General features: G+C 70.4%; 17 protein-coding genes. 10 read left to right on the top strand and 7 right to left on the bottom strand.

The features are described 5' to 3' along the window. Positions 1-30: 30 nt before the first annotated feature. The gene (locus tag Ahu01nite_RS30075) at positions 31-1,617 is read right to left on the bottom strand and encodes a sigma-70 family RNA polymerase sigma factor (RefSeq protein WP_203840043.1); all 1,587 of its coding nucleotides are present in this window, start codon (positions 1,615-1,617) and stop codon (positions 31-33) included. A gap of 482 nt (positions 1,618-2,099) precedes the next feature. On the opposite strand from Ahu01nite_RS30075, the gene Ahu01nite_RS30070 reads away from it, so the two are divergent. Beyond that, on the top strand, positions 2,100-3,473 hold the full coding sequence (locus Ahu01nite_RS30070) for a glycoside hydrolase family 10 protein (protein WP_203840042.1): 1,374 nt from the start codon (positions 2,100-2,102) through the stop codon (positions 3,471-3,473). A gap of 75 nt (positions 3,474-3,548) precedes the next feature. On the opposite strand, the gene Ahu01nite_RS30065 is transcribed toward Ahu01nite_RS30070, so the two are convergent. The 5 genes from Ahu01nite_RS30065 to Ahu01nite_RS30045 are packed head-to-tail and all read right to left on the bottom strand — an operon-like array spanning position 3,549 to position 7,785. Beyond that, positions 3,549-4,145 (bottom strand): energy-coupling factor transporter transmembrane component T family protein, encoded by a 597-nt coding sequence (locus tag Ahu01nite_RS30065; protein WP_203840041.1) that lies wholly within the window; start codon positions 4,143-4,145, stop codon positions 3,549-3,551. Next, positions 4,142-4,837, bottom strand: coding sequence for an energy-coupling factor ABC transporter ATP-binding protein (locus Ahu01nite_RS30060; protein ID WP_203840040.1), 696 nt, complete (start codon positions 4,835-4,837; stop codon positions 4,142-4,144). Before Ahu01nite_RS30060 ends, Ahu01nite_RS30065 begins: the two co-directional genes overlap by 4 nt. After that, positions 4,837-5,979 carry a thiolase family protein gene (locus Ahu01nite_RS30055; protein WP_203840039.1) on the bottom strand — a complete coding sequence of 381 codons (1,143 nt, stop codon included), beginning with the start codon at positions 5,977-5,979 and terminating at the stop codon, positions 4,837-4,839. The genes Ahu01nite_RS30060 and Ahu01nite_RS30055 overlap by 1 nt, the downstream gene beginning before the upstream one ends. Beyond that, positions 5,972-7,231: a class I adenylate-forming enzyme family protein gene (locus Ahu01nite_RS30050; protein WP_203840038.1), complete on the bottom strand. Its 1,260-nt coding sequence runs from the start codon at positions 7,229-7,231 to the stop codon at positions 5,972-5,974. The genes Ahu01nite_RS30055 and Ahu01nite_RS30050 overlap by 8 nt, the downstream gene beginning before the upstream one ends. Further along, on the bottom strand, positions 7,228-7,785 hold the full coding sequence (locus Ahu01nite_RS30045) for a biotin transporter BioY (protein WP_203840037.1): 558 nt from the start codon (positions 7,783-7,785) through the stop codon (positions 7,228-7,230). The genes Ahu01nite_RS30050 and Ahu01nite_RS30045 overlap by 4 nt, the downstream gene beginning before the upstream one ends. Before the next feature lie 67 nt (positions 7,786-7,852). On the opposite strand from Ahu01nite_RS30045, the gene Ahu01nite_RS30040 reads away from it, so the two are divergent. The 4 genes from Ahu01nite_RS30040 (at position 7,853) to Ahu01nite_RS30025 (ending at position 11,034) form a co-directional block, all read left to right on the top strand. Then, positions 7,853-8,482, top strand: a complete 630-nt coding sequence (locus Ahu01nite_RS30040) for a TetR family transcriptional regulator (RefSeq protein ID WP_203840036.1) — start codon at positions 7,853-7,855, stop codon at positions 8,480-8,482. Between the two features lie 382 nt (positions 8,483-8,864). Further along, positions 8,865-9,629, top strand: a complete 765-nt coding sequence (locus Ahu01nite_RS30035; protein ID WP_239159248.1) for a TetR/AcrR family transcriptional regulator — start codon at positions 8,865-8,867, stop codon at positions 9,627-9,629. A gap of 144 nt (positions 9,630-9,773) precedes the next feature. Next, the gene (locus Ahu01nite_RS30030) at positions 9,774-10,532 is read left to right on the top strand and encodes a DUF2382 domain-containing protein (protein WP_203840035.1); all 759 of its coding nucleotides are present in this window, start codon (positions 9,774-9,776) and stop codon (positions 10,530-10,532) included. A gap of 76 nt (positions 10,533-10,608) precedes the next feature. Beyond that, on the top strand, positions 10,609-11,034 hold the full coding sequence (locus Ahu01nite_RS30025) for a YsnF/AvaK domain-containing protein (RefSeq protein WP_203840034.1): 426 nt from the start codon (positions 10,609-10,611) through the stop codon (positions 11,032-11,034). Positions 11,035-11,205: 171 nt separating this feature from the next. Here Ahu01nite_RS30025 and Ahu01nite_RS30020 read toward each other — a convergent pair whose 3' ends face one another. Beyond that, a complete protein-coding gene (locus Ahu01nite_RS30020) occupies positions 11,206-11,655 on the bottom strand; it encodes a universal stress protein (RefSeq protein WP_203840033.1) in 450 nt (149 codons plus the stop codon). A 185-nt stretch (positions 11,656-11,840) separates the two neighbouring features. Between Ahu01nite_RS30020 and Ahu01nite_RS30015 the strand changes: the two genes are divergently transcribed. The 5 genes from Ahu01nite_RS30015 to Ahu01nite_RS30000 all read left to right on the top strand — a co-directional run bounded on the left by Ahu01nite_RS30015 (position 11,841) and on the right by Ahu01nite_RS30000 (position 17,368). Beyond that, a complete protein-coding gene (locus Ahu01nite_RS30015) occupies positions 11,841-12,845 on the top strand; it encodes an Acg family FMN-binding oxidoreductase (protein ID WP_203840032.1) in 1,005 nt (334 codons plus the stop codon). 186 nt (positions 12,846-13,031) lie between these two features. Then, on the top strand, positions 13,032-13,760 hold the full coding sequence (locus Ahu01nite_RS30010; RefSeq protein WP_203840031.1) for a hypothetical protein: 729 nt from the start codon (positions 13,032-13,034) through the stop codon (positions 13,758-13,760). An 88-nt stretch (positions 13,761-13,848) separates the two neighbouring features. After that, positions 13,849-14,460 (top strand): P-type ATPase actuator domain-containing protein, encoded by a 612-nt coding sequence (locus tag Ahu01nite_RS51455; RefSeq protein ID WP_275411789.1) that lies wholly within the window; start codon positions 13,849-13,851, stop codon positions 14,458-14,460. Continuing rightward, positions 14,367-16,433, top strand: coding sequence for a cation-translocating P-type ATPase (locus Ahu01nite_RS50690; RefSeq protein WP_275411788.1), 2,067 nt, complete (start codon positions 14,367-14,369; stop codon positions 16,431-16,433). The genes Ahu01nite_RS51455 and Ahu01nite_RS50690 overlap by 94 nt, the downstream gene beginning before the upstream one ends. Beyond that, the gene (locus tag Ahu01nite_RS30000; RefSeq protein ID WP_203840030.1) at positions 16,430-17,368 is read left to right on the top strand and encodes a universal stress protein; all 939 of its coding nucleotides are present in this window, start codon (positions 16,430-16,432) and stop codon (positions 17,366-17,368) included. Before Ahu01nite_RS50690 ends, Ahu01nite_RS30000 begins: the two co-directional genes overlap by 4 nt. The last annotated feature ends 795 nt before the right edge of the window (positions 17,369-18,163 follow it).

Raw genomic sequence — 18,163 nt, 5'->3', positions numbered from 1 at the left:
AGCAGGAACTGAGCATTTTGCCCGGACGCACTATCGACTGCTCACGGTGAAGGTAGATGCCGCGACGTACGCAGCGGTGGTCTCCGCCGGATCGAGCCGCAGTTGTCCCGCGACCACCCGGATGAACCGGTCCGGGTAGTTGAACGATCTGAACCGGACCGTGCCGGCGGCGGCACCCTTCTGGGGGCAGAAGGTGGCGTCCATGCGGAACAGTTCCCGGTCCTCCTCCGCGCTCAGCATGATCCGGAAGGAGGCATGCCTGAGGTACCGGCCGCCGGTGTCGCGGAACGAGACACAGGACCGATCGGCGATTCCCGGGCCGGCGGTCACGACTTCTCCGGAAGCTCCGGCCGCCGTGACCAGGTAGTCGCCGCTCAGCGTCACCGCCGCGCCCGGCTGACCGGCCGGCCGGATCACCACGGGCCCGGGCGGGACGAGAACGGTCGTGCTGGGTGAGGCCCGCACCGCCGGGGCAGCGGCTGAGGGCGTGGGCGTGGATTGCCGCGTGGGTGCGGCAGGCTCGGTCCTCGGGAGCTCGGCAGCGGAGGACGTTCGCAGCGGCGCGACGGCGCCGGCCTCGGGCGCGGGCCGGTCGGAAAGAACGAGATAGGCGCCGCCGGATACGGTCAGCCCCGCCAGGACGGCGGCCACCGCCTTCACCCCGAGGGCCTGCCCCAGCCAGCCTGCGGCGCCGGCACCCAGCGAGGTCCCCGTCCCGGAGGCTGCGGCCCCGGCAGCGGCGCCTCCTCCGAGCGCGCCTGCCGCGGCGAGTGCGCCGGCGGTGGACGGGAGCGGCACCAGGGAGGCGCCGAGCACCAGACGCTCCAACGGTACGAATCCGGCCCGAGCCCCACCGCACACGTCGCAGGTGCGCAGGTGACGGGCGAAGCGTTTACGCCATCTCGGGCCGGGCGCGCCGTTCCATCCGTCGGTGAGCGCGTCCAGGTCCTGGCAGCGTGGTTCGGCGTCGAGAGCGGCGACCAGGAAACGGCTCAGCTCCAGTTGGCCGCGCATGCGCTGGATGCGGACGCGGGCATGCGCCGCGCCGACTCCCGTCGCGGCGACCAGTTCCGCCCGGGTGAGGTCGCCGGCCACCTCGCGCCACCACAGCGCGGCCAGCTCGCGGTCGTCGGGATCCAGCCAGCGGGCGGCCTCCACGACCTGTTTACGCTGTTCGGAAAGGTTCAGCCGCAGCAGGGTGACGTCGGCGAACTCCGCATCCGGATCGGGAATCTCCGCTGCGTCGTCGAGGGTTGCCGACCGGCCGCGCTCCTGCTGCCATGACCGGAGCCGGCTGCTGATCTGGTGGGTGGCGATGGCCACCAGCCAGGATCGGAAACTTTCCGCCGAGCGGAGCGTCGTCAGATCACGATGGGCTCGCAGAACCGTCTCCTGGACGACGTCGTCGACGTCGGCGTGCCCGTCCAGCGCCCGGCCGACGATCCGGTAGAGCAGCGGAAGATGGGCCGTGATCAACTCCTCGGCGGCACGCCGGTCGCCGTCCCGGGCGGCAGTCACCAGATCGGTCAGCTCCGGGCCGTTTTCTGTTACGGCGTCGTGCCGTCCTGCGCCTCCCTGGTGGGCACGGCCCCCGGCTCTGCCGCCATATACCGACATCCAGGCCTCCGTGCCATCCGATGGTGGTCGATCGATAAGTGGAGATCCTATAGCCACAAGCCCGAAACAATAGCTGGCCACCCCTGGGATCGAAACGGCAGAAGATCGGCTTTCAAATACCCTCCGCAGACCGTGCGACATTCTGCCCACCAGTACCGGAAATAATTCAGGAGACGCTGCTTCGATTTGTGTTACGCACGGCTCGGAGCGAACGCCGATGACCGGCACCCATTTGTCACGAAGCGAAGTTCTCCCAGCTCAAAGCCGAGTTCAACAAATCATCGCGACAGCACTTGATGCCAGCCGTAACACTCTGGCAATATAGGTGATCCTGGATGGAAGCGCTCCCATAAAGATCGGCCCACAGCGACTTCACCGTTCAGATCACGCCGACGCCGCACGCGAATACCGCGCCGGAATTCCCCTCCCCCTTCTGCTGGAGCAACCATGCCCAGAAAAGTCCCCTCGGAAAGGCTTCCGTGATGAACCCCAGATCGATCCTCCGACGCCGGCGCTCCCTGCTGCTCTCGGCAGCGGGTGCGGCTGTCGTCCTGGCCGCGAGCGTCGCCGTCGCCGGCACCGCCGAAGCGGCCAGCACGCTGGGCGCCTCCGCCGCGCAGAGCGGGCGCTACTTCGGTGCGGCCATCGCCGCCGGCAAACTCGGCGACTCGACCTACACCGGCATCCTCACCCGCGAGTTCAACGCGGTCACCCCCGAGAACGAGATGAAGTGGGACGCCACCGAGCCGTCGCAGGGCCGGTTCACGTACACCAACGGCGACCGCATCCTCAACCAGGGCCTCTCGAACGGCTCCAAGGTACGCGGCCACGCCCTGCTCTGGCACGCCCAGCAACCGTCCTGGGCCCAGTCGCTGTCCGGGAGTGCCCTGCGCAGCGCGGCGATCAACCACGTGACCCAGGTCGCCACCCACTACAAGGGCAAGATCTACGCCTGGGACGTCGTCAACGAGGCGTTCGCCGACGGCGGTGGCGGTGGCCGCCGCGACTCCAACCTGCAGCGCACCGGCAACGACTGGATCGAGGCAGCGTTCCGGGCCGCGCACACGGCCGACCCGAACGCCAAACTCTGCTACAACGACTACAACACCGACGGCGTCAACGCGAAATCCACCGGCGTCTACACCATGGTCCGCGACTTCAAGTCCCGCGGCGTCCCCATCGACTGCGTCGGCTTCCAGTCCCACCTGGGCACCGGCATCCCCGGCGACTACCAGGCCAACCTGCAGCGCTTCGCCGATCTGGGCGTCGACGTGCAGATCACCGAGCTCGACGTCGCCCAGGGCGGCAACCAAGCCTCCATCTACAGCAGCGTCACCAGGGCCTGCATGGCGGTCACGCGCTGCACCGGCATCACGGTGTGGGGCATCCGGGACAGCGATTCATGGCGTACGGGTGAGAACCCGCTGCTGTTCGACAACTCCGGTAACAAGAAGGCCGCGTACACCTCGGTCCTGAACGCCCTCAACGCCGGTGGCCCGACCGTTCCGCCCACGTCCGGCCCGACCTCACCGCCCACCTCGAGCCCGACCACCCCGCCTTCAGCGGGCGCCTGCAGCGCATCGGTGACGCTGAACTCGTGGAGCGGCGGCTACACCGCGACCGTGAAGGTCACCGCCGGATCCGCGGCGGTGAACGGCTGGGCGGTCACGGTGAACCTGCCGGCCGGTGGCGCGGTGACGAACGCGTGGAACGCCACCAGCACCGGGACGAGCGGGACGGTGGGCTTCGCCAACGTGTCCTACAACGGCCAGATCCCGGCCGGCGGCTCCACCGAGTTCGGCTTCCAGGGCACCGGCAGCGGGCCGTCGGCAACGCCCACCTGCCGGGCGTCCTGACCGTCCACGTCGGTCGGCCGGCCCGGTGAAGCCCGGGCCGGCCGCGGGATCCGGCTGATGCTGCCCGGCGGGCGGTCAGTCGGCGCCACGGGCGACCAGGGCGTCGGCCAGGTCGTCGGCGTGCTTGAGGGCCATGACGAGCAGGGGTACGACGGCCGCGAACGGGGAGACCGTCACGCCCCGGGCGCGCTGGGCCTCGCGGATCCGGGCGGCGAAGCCGGCGATGACGGGGATGGTGGTGATCGTCATCGACAACATGAGGGCCACCCGGTCCGAGTTGACGCCGAGTTTGCGCAGTGGACGCAGGGCGCGTTCCAAGGCGTCGATGAGCCTGTCCGTACGAGTGGTCAGAGTGATCAGGTTTGCCACCAGCACCACCGCGCCGACCCGGATGACGTTGGCGGCTACGGCGAGCACGGGCAGGAAGAACACCTGGCTCAGCGACACGACGAGCAGCACCCAGCGCAGCCGCCACAGTTGCCGGCCGGCCTCGGCAATCCCGGTGCCGGCCAGCAAGTAGCAGCCGGCAACAGCCACGAGAACAGCGGCCAGCAGCAGCGGGTTCGCCGGAAGCAGGGAGATCGCCGTTGCCAGGCCCGCCACGACGACCAGCTTCGGCCCGGCGGGCATGCGGTGCAGCAGACTGGTCCCGGGACGGTAGAGCGAGATCATGGCTGTTCCTGGTCTTCCTCGTACCGCGCGATGACCGGTCCGGGTTCGCCCTGATCGGACAGCCGGCCGCCCTCGAATCGCAGCGCGATGTCACAGCGCGCGGCGAGCCGTAGATCATGGGTGATCAGGACCAGCTGCTGCGGCATCCGGTCGAGCAGGAAACCCGCGATCCGGCGGCTGTTGGCGGCATCCAGGTATGCGGTGGGCTCGTCGGCGACGACCAGGCCCGGCTCGCCGATGAGCACCGCGCACAGGGCCAGCAGCTGTTTCTGGCCGCTCGACAGCTCGTGCACCGGGGAGTCGGCCTCCGCGGCGAGGCCGAAGTCGTTCAGCGCCGCGGTGACCCGGTCGCGGATCTCCGCACGGGGCAGCCCGCGCCGGCGCAGGGAGAAGGCGACGTCCTCGGCGACGGTCGGCATGATGATCTGGGTGTCCGGGTTGCTGAAGATGAAACCGACCCGCTGCCGCACCTGCTTGGGCTCGCGGGCCGGATCGATGCCGTGGACGCGGATCTCGCCCTCAGAGGCGACGATCAGACCGTTGAGCGTACGGGCGAAAGTCGACTTCCCGGAACCGTTGGACCCGATGACCGCGATCCGCCGCTGCTCCAGTCGCACCGAAACGTCCCGCAGCGCGGTGTGCCGGGCAAAACGCACCGAGACGTGCTCGAACCCGATGACGTGATCGCTCATCAGCGGACGACCTCGAACAGGGCTGCCACACCGAGTCCCCCGCCGACCGCTGCGGTGGCGAGGCCCAGAGTGCCGGCCGGTGCGCCCGCGCGTACCAGCCGGGTGAACAGCCGCACCACAATCACGGCCGCGCTCGCACCCCACGGGTGACCCAGGGCGAGTGCGCCGCCGCCCGCGCACACCCGGTCGTCGATGTCGTCGCCGTCCGCGAGGCCCAGCCTGGTGAGTGATGCCAGGGTCTGCGCGGCGAACGCCTCCACGATCTCGATCGCGGCGATGTCCGCGAGGCTGATTCCATTACGTGCCAACAGGTTGCGCACCGCGACGGCTGCGCCGAGGCCGGGCAGCGCCGGATCGCAGCCCACGGTCACGGTGGCGCGCACGGCGAGACCCGGTGCGCTCCCCCGCATGCCCTGCGCGACGATGGCGACGGCCGCTGCGCCGTCGCTGTCGCGGCACGAGTTGCCGGCCGTGAGCGTGCCGCCGTCCGGGAACAGCACCGGGAAACGCTTCAGCATCGCGGGCAGCCGCCGACGCGGGTTGGTGTCGGTGGTGAAACCGTTGAGGGGTACGAGTTCAGCGTCGTACTCGCCGGACTCCTGGGCACGCAATGCCAGGCGGTGGCTGCGGGCGGCGTACGAGTCCTGTTGGTCGCGGCTGATCCCGTCGTGGACGGCGAGATCCTGGGCGGCGCGGACCATGTCGGGGTCGGGATGTCCCGCGGGCGTGAACGGTGCCCGGCGGTAGACCACGCCGTCGATCGCCCGGGTGGGTGCGGTGGAGCAGCTCTCCACGCCGCCGGCCACGCGCAACCGGGTGTCGCCGGCGCGGATCGCCTCCGCGGCGCTGATGATCGCGGCCAGGCCGCTGCCGCACTGCCGGTCGACGGTCATCCCCGGCACGGCGTACCCCAGCCCCGCTCCCAGCGCGGCGACCCGGGCGAGGTTGCCACCCGGGCCCATGCAGTTGCCCAGCACCACGTCCCCGACCGGACCGGACGAGCCTGTCGCCCGGGAGGCATCCTCGACGCAGGCCCGCACGACCGGGACGGCGAGTTCGGCCGCGCCGAGGCCGGCGAGAGCGCCACCGGACGCGGCGATCGGGGTGCGCCGTGCCGCCACGACGACGGGGTACTCAGACAATGCGGGACACCCGGCCCTCCAGAGCGTCACGGCGGATCTGTTCACGGGCCGGCTTCCCGGTGGGCGTACGCGTGAGCCGGTCGGTGAAGAACCACAGGCGCGGCCGATGCGTACCCGTCAGGAGGGTTTCCGTCCTGGCCCTCAACTCCCCGGCCGACGGGGGCCGATGTCCCGGTTCGAGCTCGATGACCGCGGCGAGCAGATCTCCCGTGCGGGCGTGCGGGAACGCGAACACCACCGCGTCGGCGATGCCCTCGACGCGCGGCAGAATCGCCTCGACGTCCTCGGGGATGACCGTCGCCCCTGCCGTCAGGATCGCGCCGTCGTCACGCCCGAGCAGGCGCAACCGCCCGGCCCCGGTCTCGGCGGCCAGGTCACCGACCGTCGCCCAGCCGTCCGCGTCACGCCGCAACGGGCCGCCGGTGCCGGCCAGATAGCCGCCGGCCAGATAACCGCCGGCCACGTACGAGGATCGCACCCACAGCACCGAGTTTACGTCGACGCGCAGCTCAACCCCGTCGAACGGGCGCAATCCGTGCCCGTCCGCGTCCACTGCCACGAAGGACAGTTCGGCGGCTCCGTAGTAACTGACCACCCGGATCCCGGCGGTTCCGGCCCGCGCAAGGAGGTCGGGATCGAGCCGGGCGCCGCCGATCAGGGCCACCCGTAGCCGGTGGGCCGCCCCGCCTTCGATCCGTTCGAGCACGTCGCGGAGCGCGTACGGCGTACCGTGCAGCACCGTGGCAACGCTGAGGTCCGCAGCCGAAACGGTGTGGGTGCGCGGCAGCAGGACGGTGGCGCCGAGGTGCCGGGCGTGGGCGACGGAGAAGACGGTCATCGAGGAGACCAGCGGCGCCGGCAGGTAGACGACGTCCGCGGCGGTGAGACCGGTCAGCCGGGTCACGGCTGCAAACGATTCGGACCAGGATTCTTCGGTACGCAGAACCGTCCGCGGCGCGCCCGAACTGCCCGAGGTGAACGTGGCCCACGCCATCTCGGGCACCGGTGCCGCAGCCCTCACCCGATCGCGCAACTCCGCCCAGTACGCGGGGTTCCAGCGGTCGTCGCCGATCAGCGGCACGCCACCAGCATCGCGGACGGCGAGCGCACGGATCAGCGCGGCGACCCGGTCGGAGTCCACAATGGGCACCACCCGGCCGGGCACGTCGACGCCCGGATCCGTCGCGGCGATCCGGCGAGCCAGCTCGCTCCCGGTCAGCTCGCCATCGCCGCAGATCAATGCCGCGGTCACTTCAGCTCGAAAGCCCGCGGGTACGCCCGCCACAGCGCCATCGTGACGATCGTCGCGAACACCACTTTGAGCAGATCCCCCGGCACGAACACCAGCGCGGACAGCACGGTCTTGCCCAGCGGGAGATGCGTGACAGCGGCCTGGACCGGGACGCCGATCGCGTACACGACGGCCATTCCACCGACAAGGCAGCCCAGCGCCGTCCGCCACCACACCGGAGGCCGGCCGCGGAACCGCACGATGACGCCCACGACGAACGCCCCGAGAACCCAGCCGGCCAGGTAACCCGCCGACGGGCCGACGAACACCCCGGCCCCGCCGCGCCCGCCCGACAACAACGGCAGGCCCGCGAACGTCAGCACGAGAAAGACAATGATCGAGGTGGCACCGCGCCACGGCCCCAGCACGGCCCCGGCCAGCATGGCGCCCATCGACTGCAGGGTGATGGGCACCGCGCCACCGAACAACGTGACCGCACCCGGTAACCCCAGGACAGCCATGATCGCCGCGAAGACCACGATCCTTGCCACATCCCGCGTCTCGAACCGCTCCACCAGCACCCCTCCTGAACGCCGTTCACCTGAACACCGTTCAGGACGATGCCGTCACTATAGTGACGACGTGCCGAGACCTTCAAGCGCCGGGTACGCCCGCAACAGCCGCGAGGACGTGCTGGCCGCCGCCCTGCGGATCCTCGACGAGCAGGGCCTGCCCGACCTCACGATGCGGCACCTGGCCACCACCCTCGGCGTGCAGCCCAGCGCGCTCTACTGGCACTTCCCCAACAAGCAGGCCCTCCTGGCGGCCGTCTCCGACCAGATAATCGCCAGCGCCCGCCCCGCCGACACCGCCACCGGCGACTGGCGCGACCGGGTGCGTCACGAGGCGGCAGCACTGCACGACGCGCTCCTGGCCTACAAGGACGGCGCCGAAGTCGTCTCCAGCACCCTCGCCCTCGGCCTCGGCGCCGACGGCCTCGCCCACCGCCTCGCCCGGGCGATCAGTGGCGGCGGCTTCGACCAGCAGACCACCGGCCTCGCCGCGGAAACCATGGTCCTCTTCCTCGTCGGCCACGCCTTCCACCAGCAACAACGCCTCCAAGCCGACAGCCTCGGCGCGGTAGCCGGCGCCCACTCCCTCGACCGCGACGATCCCGCCGGCCCCCCGAGCGGGCCGCAAGCCTTCGACCTGGGCATCACCCTGCTCGTCGCCGGCCTCGACACCCAGTCCCGCATGGCCCGTCCGGCCTGAGCCGAAACCACGACCGGGCCACGACCCCCTGCACGCGCTACCGGAGACAGCTTGATGGAACCCACGACCGCACCCCGGGTGACGACCGCCGGCCTCGGGGCCTGGGTGCTCAAGGGCAACGTCACTGGACCTGGCCATCGGATCGCCAACCGCCCGGGTGAGCCGGCAGACGATCCGGGCTGACGCCGGAACAGACCAGTAGGGGCGGTTGCAGCCTCCTTCCCTCACACGATTTTTGGATCTTGTTTACGCGCTAAACGCGTACACATATGCGCTCGTATTGCCTTTTCCTGCCGTGACCGAATGGTCATGAACCCTGCCTGAGGATGATCTATGGGAGGCTTGTGCGGTAGGTGACGCGACAGGCCGCCCGGGAGGCGCGATGGCAGACCCCGACACCCCGCAGGCGCGCGGCAAGGCCGCCGCCGCCCTCCCCGCCGGGGGTCCCGGTTCCGGGCGTGGCGGGCTGGATCAGCGGCGCATCCTCGGCGCGGCGGTGCGGTACATCGACGAGAACGGCCTGCGGATGCTGACGATGCAGCGCCTCGGGGCCTACCTCGGCGTCGAGGGCATGGCGCTGTACCGCTACGTCCCCGGTCGTGAGGCGCTGCTGGACGGGGTCGTCGAGACCGTGGTCGACGAGCTGTTCGGCGATCCCGACGTGCACCTGGAGGCCCACGCCGGCTGGGTCGACTACCTGCAGCGCCTGGCGCACGGCCTGCGCCGCATCGCCCTCGCCCATCCCGAGGTGTTTCCCCTGGTGGCCACGCGTCCACCGGCCGCGCCCTGGGTGCGGCCGCCGCTGCGCAGCCTGCGCTGGATCGAGTCCCTGCTCGAGGTGATGACCGAGGCCGGCTTCTCCGATGAGAACGCCGCCGCCGTCTACCGCGCGTTCAGCAGCTTCCTGCTCGGCCACCTGCTGCTCGAGGTGTCCTCCCACGGGGTCGAGACCGGGCCCGTCGAGGAACCCGACGTCTCCCCGATCGAGGACCTGAGCGGTTACCCGATCCTGCAGCGCCTCGAGCCGCACCTGTCCATCGACGTCGCCGCCCAGGACTTCGAGGAAGCCTTGGAGGCGCTGCTCGACCGGGTCGCGCTGCTGCTGCCACGGCGGCGCCGGCCCCCTCGCCTGACGGAAGGGAAATAAACATTCCGGGTGGGTAAATTAACTGCGGGGTCAAGGTTGTTTATGACCTAAACGGGCGGGCATCTCCACGGCGTCAGGGTCGAAGAAAATCACCATTTGTGACCCTTGGCGACCGTGTGCGATCCCTCTTGGAAGGACTCCCCCGTGATCACGCAGAATGACATTGCCCGGCTCACCGGCTCCGACGTGTACGGCACCGACGGCGACAAGATCGGCTCGGTCGGCCAGGTCTACCTCGGCGCCCAGAGCGGCGATCCCGAGTGGGTCACGGTCAAGACCGGCCTGTTCGGCACCAAGGAGACCTTCATCCCGCTGAAGAACGCGAACGTCGCCGACGACCGGGTCACCGTCGACTACGGCAAGGACCAGGTCAAGGACGCCCCGCGGATCGACGCCGACGGCCCCATGTCACGCAGCGAGGAGAGCGAGCTCTACTCCTACTACGGCCTCGGCTCCGCAGGCGGCAGCTCCCGGACCGGCGCGACCTATGACAGCACGGCCACCGGCCGCCAGAACACCCGCGACAACGACGACGACGCCATGACCCGCTCCGAGGAGCGCCTGGTCGCCGGCACCCGCACCGAAGAGGCCGGCAAGGCACGACTGCGCAAATACGTGGTCACCGAGCAGCAGCAGGTCCGCGTCCCGGTCTCGCGCGAGGAAGTACGCCTCGAGCGCGAGCCGATCACCGACGCCGGAGACGCCTTTGACGGCGCCGAGATCACCGAGGCCGAGCACGAGGTGACCCTGCGCGCCGAGCGTCCGGTCGTCGACACCGAGACCGTACCCGTCGAACGGGTCCGCCTCGGCAAGGAGACCATCCGCGACGAGGAGAGCGTCACCGGCGAGGTCCGCAAGGAGCAGATCGAGTTCGACGGCCCCGAGGGCAACACCCGGCGCTGACCGCACTCCCCACTCATGCCCGGTGCCGCCGGTACGCCGGGCACCGGGCATGACCACGCCGCCGAAGGAGAAGAACGTGGACAGCAACCTATCCCCGGACACCGGGGAGGCGATGACCCGCTCCGAGGAACGACTCGTCGCGGGAACCGAGGTCTACGAGACCGGGCGGGCCCGGCTGCGTAAATACGTGATAACCGAGGACGTGCAGATCACCGTCCAGGTACGCCGTGAGGAACTCCGCCTCGAGCAGGAGACGATCCCCACGGCGGCCCGCGGGCTGGTCCACGACCCCGACGTCTTCGGAGCCGACGAGGTCTACGGCAGCCCCGACGGCGGCACGGTCTTCGAGATCGTCCTGCACGAGGAACGCCCGGTGATCACCACCGAGATCGTCCCCGTGCAACGCGTCCGCCTGACCAAGGTCGTCCACACCGACGAACACGTCGTCACCGGCCAGGTCCGCAAGGAACGCATCGAAGCCGATGAGCTCACCGCAGGCTGAATCGAGACCTGGCCCGCGAGAAGAGCGGCCGGTAGACGTAGCCGGTGACGGCTGCCAGCGCGGTAGCGACCAGGACTGACCCGAGGGTGGTGGCGGCGGAAGCGTCCGGATCGCGCCGAGTCCCACCAGCCCGGCGCCGAGCAGGCGCCCGTCCGTCCTCATCCGTCGCGCCTATTCCGGAACGACAACAACAGGGCAGGGCGCATGGTGTACGCAATGCTGGCTGACCGACCCCAGCAACATCCCCGCGAAGGCACCATGCCCACGATTGCCGACCACCAGCAGTCGCGCCCCCGCGGCGACGGCCGGCAGCACCTGCGATGCGAGCCCCTGGACCACGGTGGTCGTGACCTCGACGACCTGGTCCTGCGGGTTAACCGTCTCGGCGACCGTTTCCGCCAGCGCCTTCTCGGTGAGGGTGCGGACGCTGCTGTCGTCGAACTCGGCCGGCGACCATCCGTACGCGTAAGTGGTCATGGCCGGGCTCTGCCACGCCGCGACGGCCTCGACCGTTGAGCCGGACAGTGCGGCCTGGGCCAGTGCCCAGCGCAGCGCCGCCTTCGAGCCGGATGAGCTGTCCACTCCGACGACGATGCGCCGGTCGTACTGCTGATCGGTCATAACAAGCTCCTGACGATGGGGGTGAGGCACCCTCACCATCGCCCCCACCGCGCGGAAAAGACCGGGCCGTCCAGCCCCACCGGACGGGACCTGAGACCTTTCCTGGCCGGAGCGGGACTTTCGGCCCTGCCCGGTCAGGGCCGGAACGGGCACCGTGGAGGACGACGAGAAATGAGGTCTCCACCATGAACGTCTCCTCCAGGCGACTGACCAGCGGTGAGACGACCGCTGTCCTCACCGCCGCCGCGCAGGCATCGCTGCGGGCACCGTCGGTGTTCAACACCCAGCCGTGGACCTGGCACATCGCCGGTGAAACCCTGGAACTCTCCGTGGACCGCAGCCGGCACCTCAGCACCGTCGACGCCGACGGCCGGCTGCTCCTGATCAGCTGCGGCATCGCCCTGCACCACGCCCGCACCGCGCTGGCCGCGACCGGATTCGCCGTCACCGTCGAAAGATTCCCCGACCCGGACCAGCCGGACCTCCTCGCCCGCATCCGCCTGGGCACCGAGATCCCGGCCGACCCTGAGGCCCAGCGGATGGCCGCCGCGATCCACCGCCGCCGTACCGACAGGCGTGCGTTCGGTGACCGGGTCGTATCCGAGGAAATGCTCACCCGCCTGCGCCGATTCGTCGAGTTCGAGGGCGCCTACCTGCACGTCGTCCCGGCGGACCAGATCCCGATGCTGGCCGTGTCGACCGAGCGCGCCGCCCACGCCGAGCACGAGGACCCGGCCTATCAGGCGGAACTCGACCGCTGGACGAGCCGCCCGATCTGGCGCAGCGACGGCGTACCGCCCGCATCCATGGTCCAGCCGGACGCCCGGCGGGTCCCGGTCCGCGACTTCACCCCCGAGGGCGCGACCGCGGGCCTGACCACCGGGGACGGCGACGACAAAGGCGCGGCGTACGTCATCGTCTTCGGCACCGACGACCAGCCCCTCGACCTGCTCCGAGGCGGCGAAGCCGTCTCCGCGCTGCTCCTGCTGGCCACCGCGGAGGGCCTCGCCACCGCCCCACTCAGCGAGGCCGTCGAGGTGACCTGGCCCCGGCACCTGTTGCGCGGAATGCTGTCCGATCTCGGCGTTCCCTTCCTCGCCGTCCGGCTCGGCTACTCGGTGTCGAGGCCCCTGCTCCCCGCAGTCCCCCGCCGCGACGCAGCCGAGGTGATCACGATCGACTCACCCTGACGGCCCGGCCGGGGCACGTCCATCGCGTGCCGCCATGATCAGCCCGGCGTCCCAGCCCGGAGCCGCGATGGCGGCACTGGTGACGTGAAGGCAGGATGAGCCCTCGGTGTGAAGGACCCGTAAAACCCGGGAGGGAGGGGACCAAAGCCTCTGCGTGAGCGGGCCCGGACGGAACAGGGTGAGGTCATGACACAGGAACATCCGTTCCAGCCTCATCCCGCTCCCGCGGTGCAGCGAACCGATCTACTGCACCGGATGCTGCTCGTCCGGCACCTCACCGAGCACCACGCCGCTTCCCCGGGCAGCATCTCGGGCGACTTCCCGGTGCACTTCCACGCCGGTGAGGAAGCTGTCGCCGCCGGTTTGCTCGCCGCACTCGGCCCCTCCGACGCGATCGTGTCGACCGTCGGGGAACCAGCGTTCGCGAACAGCTTTCAGTGGGCCATCGCGCGGGCGCGCGATGACGTGCAGTCCCGGCGGCGCGGAGTGACTGTCTGCCTGGTCGAGGCCGGTGGGCAGCCCTTGGCCCCGTGGTTGGACGCCGCCCGCCGAGCACAGTTGCCCATACTGTTCTGCAGCATCGCAGGCACCCCTCCGGAGCCGGCTGGGCAAGAGCCGTGCCCGGACGAGACTGCCGACTGTTCCGACGTGGAGGCGGTGCTGACGGCAGCCCGGACAAGCTTGCGCAACGTACGGGACAGCGGCGGCGCACGGCTGCTCGACCTGGCCGGGACCTACGGGCCATCGCGGCTCGATCCGATCGAGGTCCTGGCCCTGCGAATGGTCACGGACCACCAGCTGGACGACAACGCGTTGTGCGCGATCGACACCAACGCCGCCGCGCGCGCCGAGGCAACGCTGGCGGCATCGGTTCCGGAGGCTCTCGCTTCGCCGCCTGGTGGGTGCCAGGAGTGACCATTTCGCTGACCCCCTGATGCGGTGCCGCCCCGGCAGCAAGGTAACCGCATTCATCGCTCGCGAGTTGTTCGGAGAGGCGGCGGTTGTGACAACCGAAACCCGCACGTCAGAGGCAGGCACCGGGCTCACGTCGCACGAAGCGGCTCGGCGGCTGGTGCGCGATGGTGGCAACGTGCTGCCCACCCGGCGACCACCATCGCTGTGGCGTCGCGTCGTGTCGCAACTGCGTGACCCGCTCGTCCTGGTCCTGCTCGCCGCTGCGGCCTTCACCCTGGCCACCGCCGATTTCACCGACGCGTCCGTGATCCTGTTCGTGATCGTCGTGAACACCACCGTCGGGGTGATCCAGGAAGTCAAAGCGGAACGGGCGATCTCCGCCCTGTCCGCCCTGACCGCACCCGACGCCCGGGTCGTGCGCGACGGCGGTCAGCGTGAGGTGCCCGCGGCGGACCTGGTCGTGGGGGATCTGCTCGTGCTGGCCGAGGGCGACATCGTGCCCGCGGACGCCACGGTCGTGCAGGCCGTCGCCCTGCTGGTCGACGAGGCAGCACTGACCGGGGAATCGGCACGGTCGACAAGTCCGCGGCAGGAACAGGCTCGGAGGTGTCCGCGGGAACCGTGGTCGTCCGCGGGCGCGGGCAGGCCACGATCACCGCGACCGGCACAGCGAGCGCCATGGGCCGCATCGCGGCGATGATGGTGGCGCCTCCCACCCTCACTCCCCTGCAACATCGCCTCGCCGGGGTCGGCCGGTTCCTCGCCGCCGGTGCTCTGGTGCTGTGCGCCGTCGTTCTGGCGCTCGGGTTGTTCCGCGGGCAGCCGCTGCAGCTGATGATCGTCACCGCGATCACCCTCGTCGTCGCGGCCGTACCCGAATCCCTGCCGGCCGTCGTCACGCTCAGCCTCGCGCTGGGCGCCCGGCGGATGACCGCCCGGCACGCCGTCATCCGGCGGCTGCCGGCGGTCGAGACCCTCGGCTCGGTGACCGTGCTGGCCACCGACAAGACCGGCACCCTCACCGAGGGCCAAATGGTGCTGCGCCGGCTGTGGACACCCGTCGGGGAGGCCCTCGTCGACGGCGCGGGCTATGCACCGCACGGCGACGTCCACCGCGATGGTGCCGTCCTCACCGGAACCGATGCCCCCGACCTGACGGAGCTGTTGCAGGCTGCAGTGCTGTGCAACGACGGCGCCTTGCATCCGCCGGACAGCGACAACCCCGACTGGCAGCCGGTCGGTGACCCCACCGAGGTCGCCCTGCTCACCGCCGCCGCGAAACTCGGCATCGATCACGACGAACTCCGCAACCAGCTGCCCAGGACCGGGGAACGACCATTTGACAGCGTACGCAAACGCATGTCGACCACCCACCGGCTGCCCGGCGGCACCACCCGGATCATCTGCAAGGGCGCGCCGGAAGCGGTCCTGCTACCGGAAGTCCTCAGCGACCCGGCAGATCTGATCGACCGGGCCACCGCACACGCCGGCGCCCTCGCCGCCGACGGCTACCGGGTGCTCGCCGTCGCCCGATCCGACCGCGCAGCCGGCACTGATCCTGCCCTACCCGAACAGGGCCTGACCCTGCTCGGCCTCGTCGCCATCTTCGACCCGCCCCGGGCGTCGGCCGCCGCGACCATCGCCGCCTGTCAACGCGCCGGCATCACTCCCGTGCTGATCACCGGCGACCATCCGGCCACCGCCGGCGCGATCGCCGTCGACCTCGGCATCATCCACGCCGGCGACGATGTGGTCGACTGCCGCACCACCGACCCGGGTACGCGGGCCGGGCACGGTGCGCGGGTCTTCGCCCGGGCCACCCCGCAGCAGAAGGTCGCCATCATCGACGCGTTGCGGGCCGCCGGGCAGGTCGTCGCCATGACCGGCGACGGTGTCAACGACGGCCCCGCCCTGCACCGCGCCGACATCGGTGTCGCCATGGGCAAACGGGGCACCGAGGTCGCCCGGCAAGCCGCCGACCTGGTCCTCGCCGACGACGAACTCGCCACCGTCGTCGCCGCGGCCGAGGAAGGCCGCCGGGTGTACGCGAACATCCGCCGTTTCCTTCTCTACGCGCTGTCCGGCGGTGCCGCCGAGATCGCCGTGATGCTCGCCGGGCCCTTCGCCGGGCTCGCCCTGCCCTTGCTTCCCGCCCAGATCCTGTGGATCAACCTGATCACCCACGGACTGCCCGGCCTCGCCCTGGGCAGCGAACCCGTCGACCCCGACGTCATGAACCGGCCACCACGACCGCCGTCCGAAACGATCCTCGGCGCCGGTCTGTGGTTACGCATCCTGCGCGTCGGCACGGTCATCGCCGCCGTCACCATCGGCGTCGGGGTGTGGGCACATGCCACCGACCGGCCCTGGCAGACCCTGACCTTCCTCGCCCTCGGTGTCACCCAGCTCGCCGTCGCCCTCGGCTCCCGGGCCCGGCCCGGCACCCGGTCCAACCCGATGCTGCTCGCCGCCGTCGCCACCGCACTCGCCCTGCAACTCGCCGGCATCTACCTGCCTCCGCTGCAGTCCCTGCTCGGCACCCAACCGCCGGCGATCACCGACCTGATCATCGTTACCGCCCTCTCCACCCTCGGCTACGCCGCGATCCGCCTCGACCGCCGCGTACACACCCCCTCCACAAAAGCCGGGCCCCTCCAGGAAAGGCCGACATGACGAACCTGGACCGCCAACGAGCGAACCGCGACGCCCAGCACAGGGTCGCCGCCACGCTCACACCAGCCAGCTCCTACGGCAGAGCCGTGAACCGCTATCTCGGCGCGTTCGGCTACCTCGACCGCCTCCCCACCCAGCCCGGCCCCACCGACCCGCACCCAACCGCCGTCGTTCGCCCCACCGTCGCGGTCGGAGTGCACGATTCACCTGCGAGTTCCATCGCCGTGGACCACGCGGGAATCGAGGCGGAGCTACGCGGCGCGGACCTGCGCCTGATCCTCATCGAGACCGCCATCCGGGACCAGTCCGCCGAACACGAGCGCGGGGCAGCGCTACTGACCTACCTCGTCGACCGCGTCCACGCGGGCACCGTCCACGTCTCCGCGAGCAGTCGCCTCCTCACCGGTTCGCCGGCGACACTGCTGCTCGACGAGGTCCGCGACGCGGACCTCGTCGTCGTAGGCAGCGAACACGGACGGATCAGCGACGCGGCCGGCACCTCTGTCAGCGCGCACATCGCCGCCCACCACCCCGGTCCGGTCATGGTGGTCCGGATGCCCGCCTGGCCCGCCGGAACGGACTTCACCACCCGCCCGATCGTGGTTGGCATCGACGGGACAGCGTCCGATCCGGCTGTCGCGTTCGGCCTCGACGAGGCCCGCCTGCGCGGATGTGAACTCATCCTGCTGCACGCCGCCGACAGCAACGAAACCGGCACCGACCAGGTCATCGAGCAGGCCGAGAGGACCGGCGTGAAGGTCCACCGCCGCACCGCGCACGGCTCCGCCATCACAGCACTCACCGAGGCCTCACTGCACGCCGCCGCCGTGATCATCGGCGGCCGCGGTCACCACGGGCTGCCGGGACTACTGCTGGGCTCCGTCGGCCAGCAACTCATCCGCCAAGCCCACAGCCCGGTCTTCATCGTCCGCTGACCCACGCCGGCGACCGCCACCTGCCCGCCGACCACCCCGCCTGAACGAACAACGATGAAATCGCCGAACTCGTCGGAGACATGGTGTCCGAACCGCAACAGGTCATCCGCGCCGCCCTCGACAACGACACACCACTCGGTCTCGCCTGCACGAGGCAGCCCTGCGCGGCGGGCGCCTCGGGTCGGCCAGCCACGCCGTTCTGCACCACGCCGCCTGCCCGTCGCCATCGTCCGGTAAATCCCCCGCCAGGCTCGTGAACCAGCCGGACAGGGCTTCCACGGCGCTAGTCGCTCGTTCGTGACGCGACTACTGCGCAGATCGGTGATGTCGTAGCCTTTCCGGCAGTGCGGGGCCGGTCCTCGCGTTCAGTCGCCTCAGACCCCGGCGGCGTACGTCTTACGTCGCCTGGGAGTTGCGGTGCCACCGTTGACATGTCACTCGAATTTCCGCGGTTCCCCGTCCTGCGAACCGGACAGTGACCCGCAGCGACTGCGGTGGTTGATCCTCAGAATCGCCGACAACAACCGTGACGCGTTCTCCGAGTTGTTCGACCACTGCTCCGGCCGGGTGTCATCCGTATTACGACGTCAGGTGTCGGACCGGCATCGCATCGCGGGCATCCTCGCGGGCACCTTCGTCGAAGTGTGGTGGCTCGCCGGCAGCAATATGGCTCCGGGCACCGACGTCGTGGCGTGGATCGACGAGATCGTCCAACGTCGCGTCACCGAGAGCCAGCCCGCCGCCTTGTCAGCAGCAGTCGCCGCTTGGCCCGGCCCGGGCTCACTCGGCGCGCAG

Source organism: Winogradskya humida, assembly GCF_016862215.1.
Taxonomy (GTDB): Bacteria; Actinomycetota; Actinomycetes; order Mycobacteriales; family Micromonosporaceae; genus Actinoplanes; species Actinoplanes humidus.
The sequence above is the reverse complement of the archived record's forward strand: the minus strand, read 5'-3'. Positions and strand labels throughout refer to the sequence as shown.

What these genes read in the sequence shown, in the direction of transcription:
- Ahu01nite_RS30075 (WP_203840043.1), bottom strand. Translation starts at nt 1,617, where the DNA reads ATGTCGGTATATGGCGGCAGAGCCGGGGGCCGTGCCCACCAGGGAGGC.
- Ahu01nite_RS30070 (WP_203840042.1), top strand. Translation starts at nt 2,100, where the DNA reads ATGAACCCCAGATCGATCCTCCGACGCCGGCGCTCCCTGCTGCTCTCG.
- Ahu01nite_RS30065 (WP_203840041.1), bottom strand. Translation starts at nt 4,145, where the DNA reads ATGATCTCGCTCTACCGTCCCGGGACCAGTCTGCTGCACCGCATGCCC.
- Ahu01nite_RS30060 (WP_203840040.1), bottom strand. Translation starts at nt 4,837, where the DNA reads ATGAGCGATCACGTCATCGGGTTCGAGCACGTCTCGGTGCGTTTTGCC.
- Ahu01nite_RS30035 (WP_239159248.1), top strand. Translation starts at nt 8,865, where the DNA reads ATGGCAGACCCCGACACCCCGCAGGCGCGCGGCAAGGCCGCCGCCGCC.
- Ahu01nite_RS30020 (WP_203840033.1), bottom strand. Translation starts at nt 11,655, where the DNA reads ATGACCGATCAGCAGTACGACCGGCGCATCGTCGTCGGAGTGGACAGC.
- Ahu01nite_RS30015 (WP_203840032.1), top strand. Translation starts at nt 11,841, where the DNA reads ATGAACGTCTCCTCCAGGCGACTGACCAGCGGTGAGACGACCGCTGTC.
- Ahu01nite_RS30010 (WP_203840031.1), top strand. Translation starts at nt 13,032, where the DNA reads ATGACACAGGAACATCCGTTCCAGCCTCATCCCGCTCCCGCGGTGCAG.
- Ahu01nite_RS30000 (WP_203840030.1), top strand. Translation starts at nt 16,430, where the DNA reads ATGACGAACCTGGACCGCCAACGAGCGAACCGCGACGCCCAGCACAGG.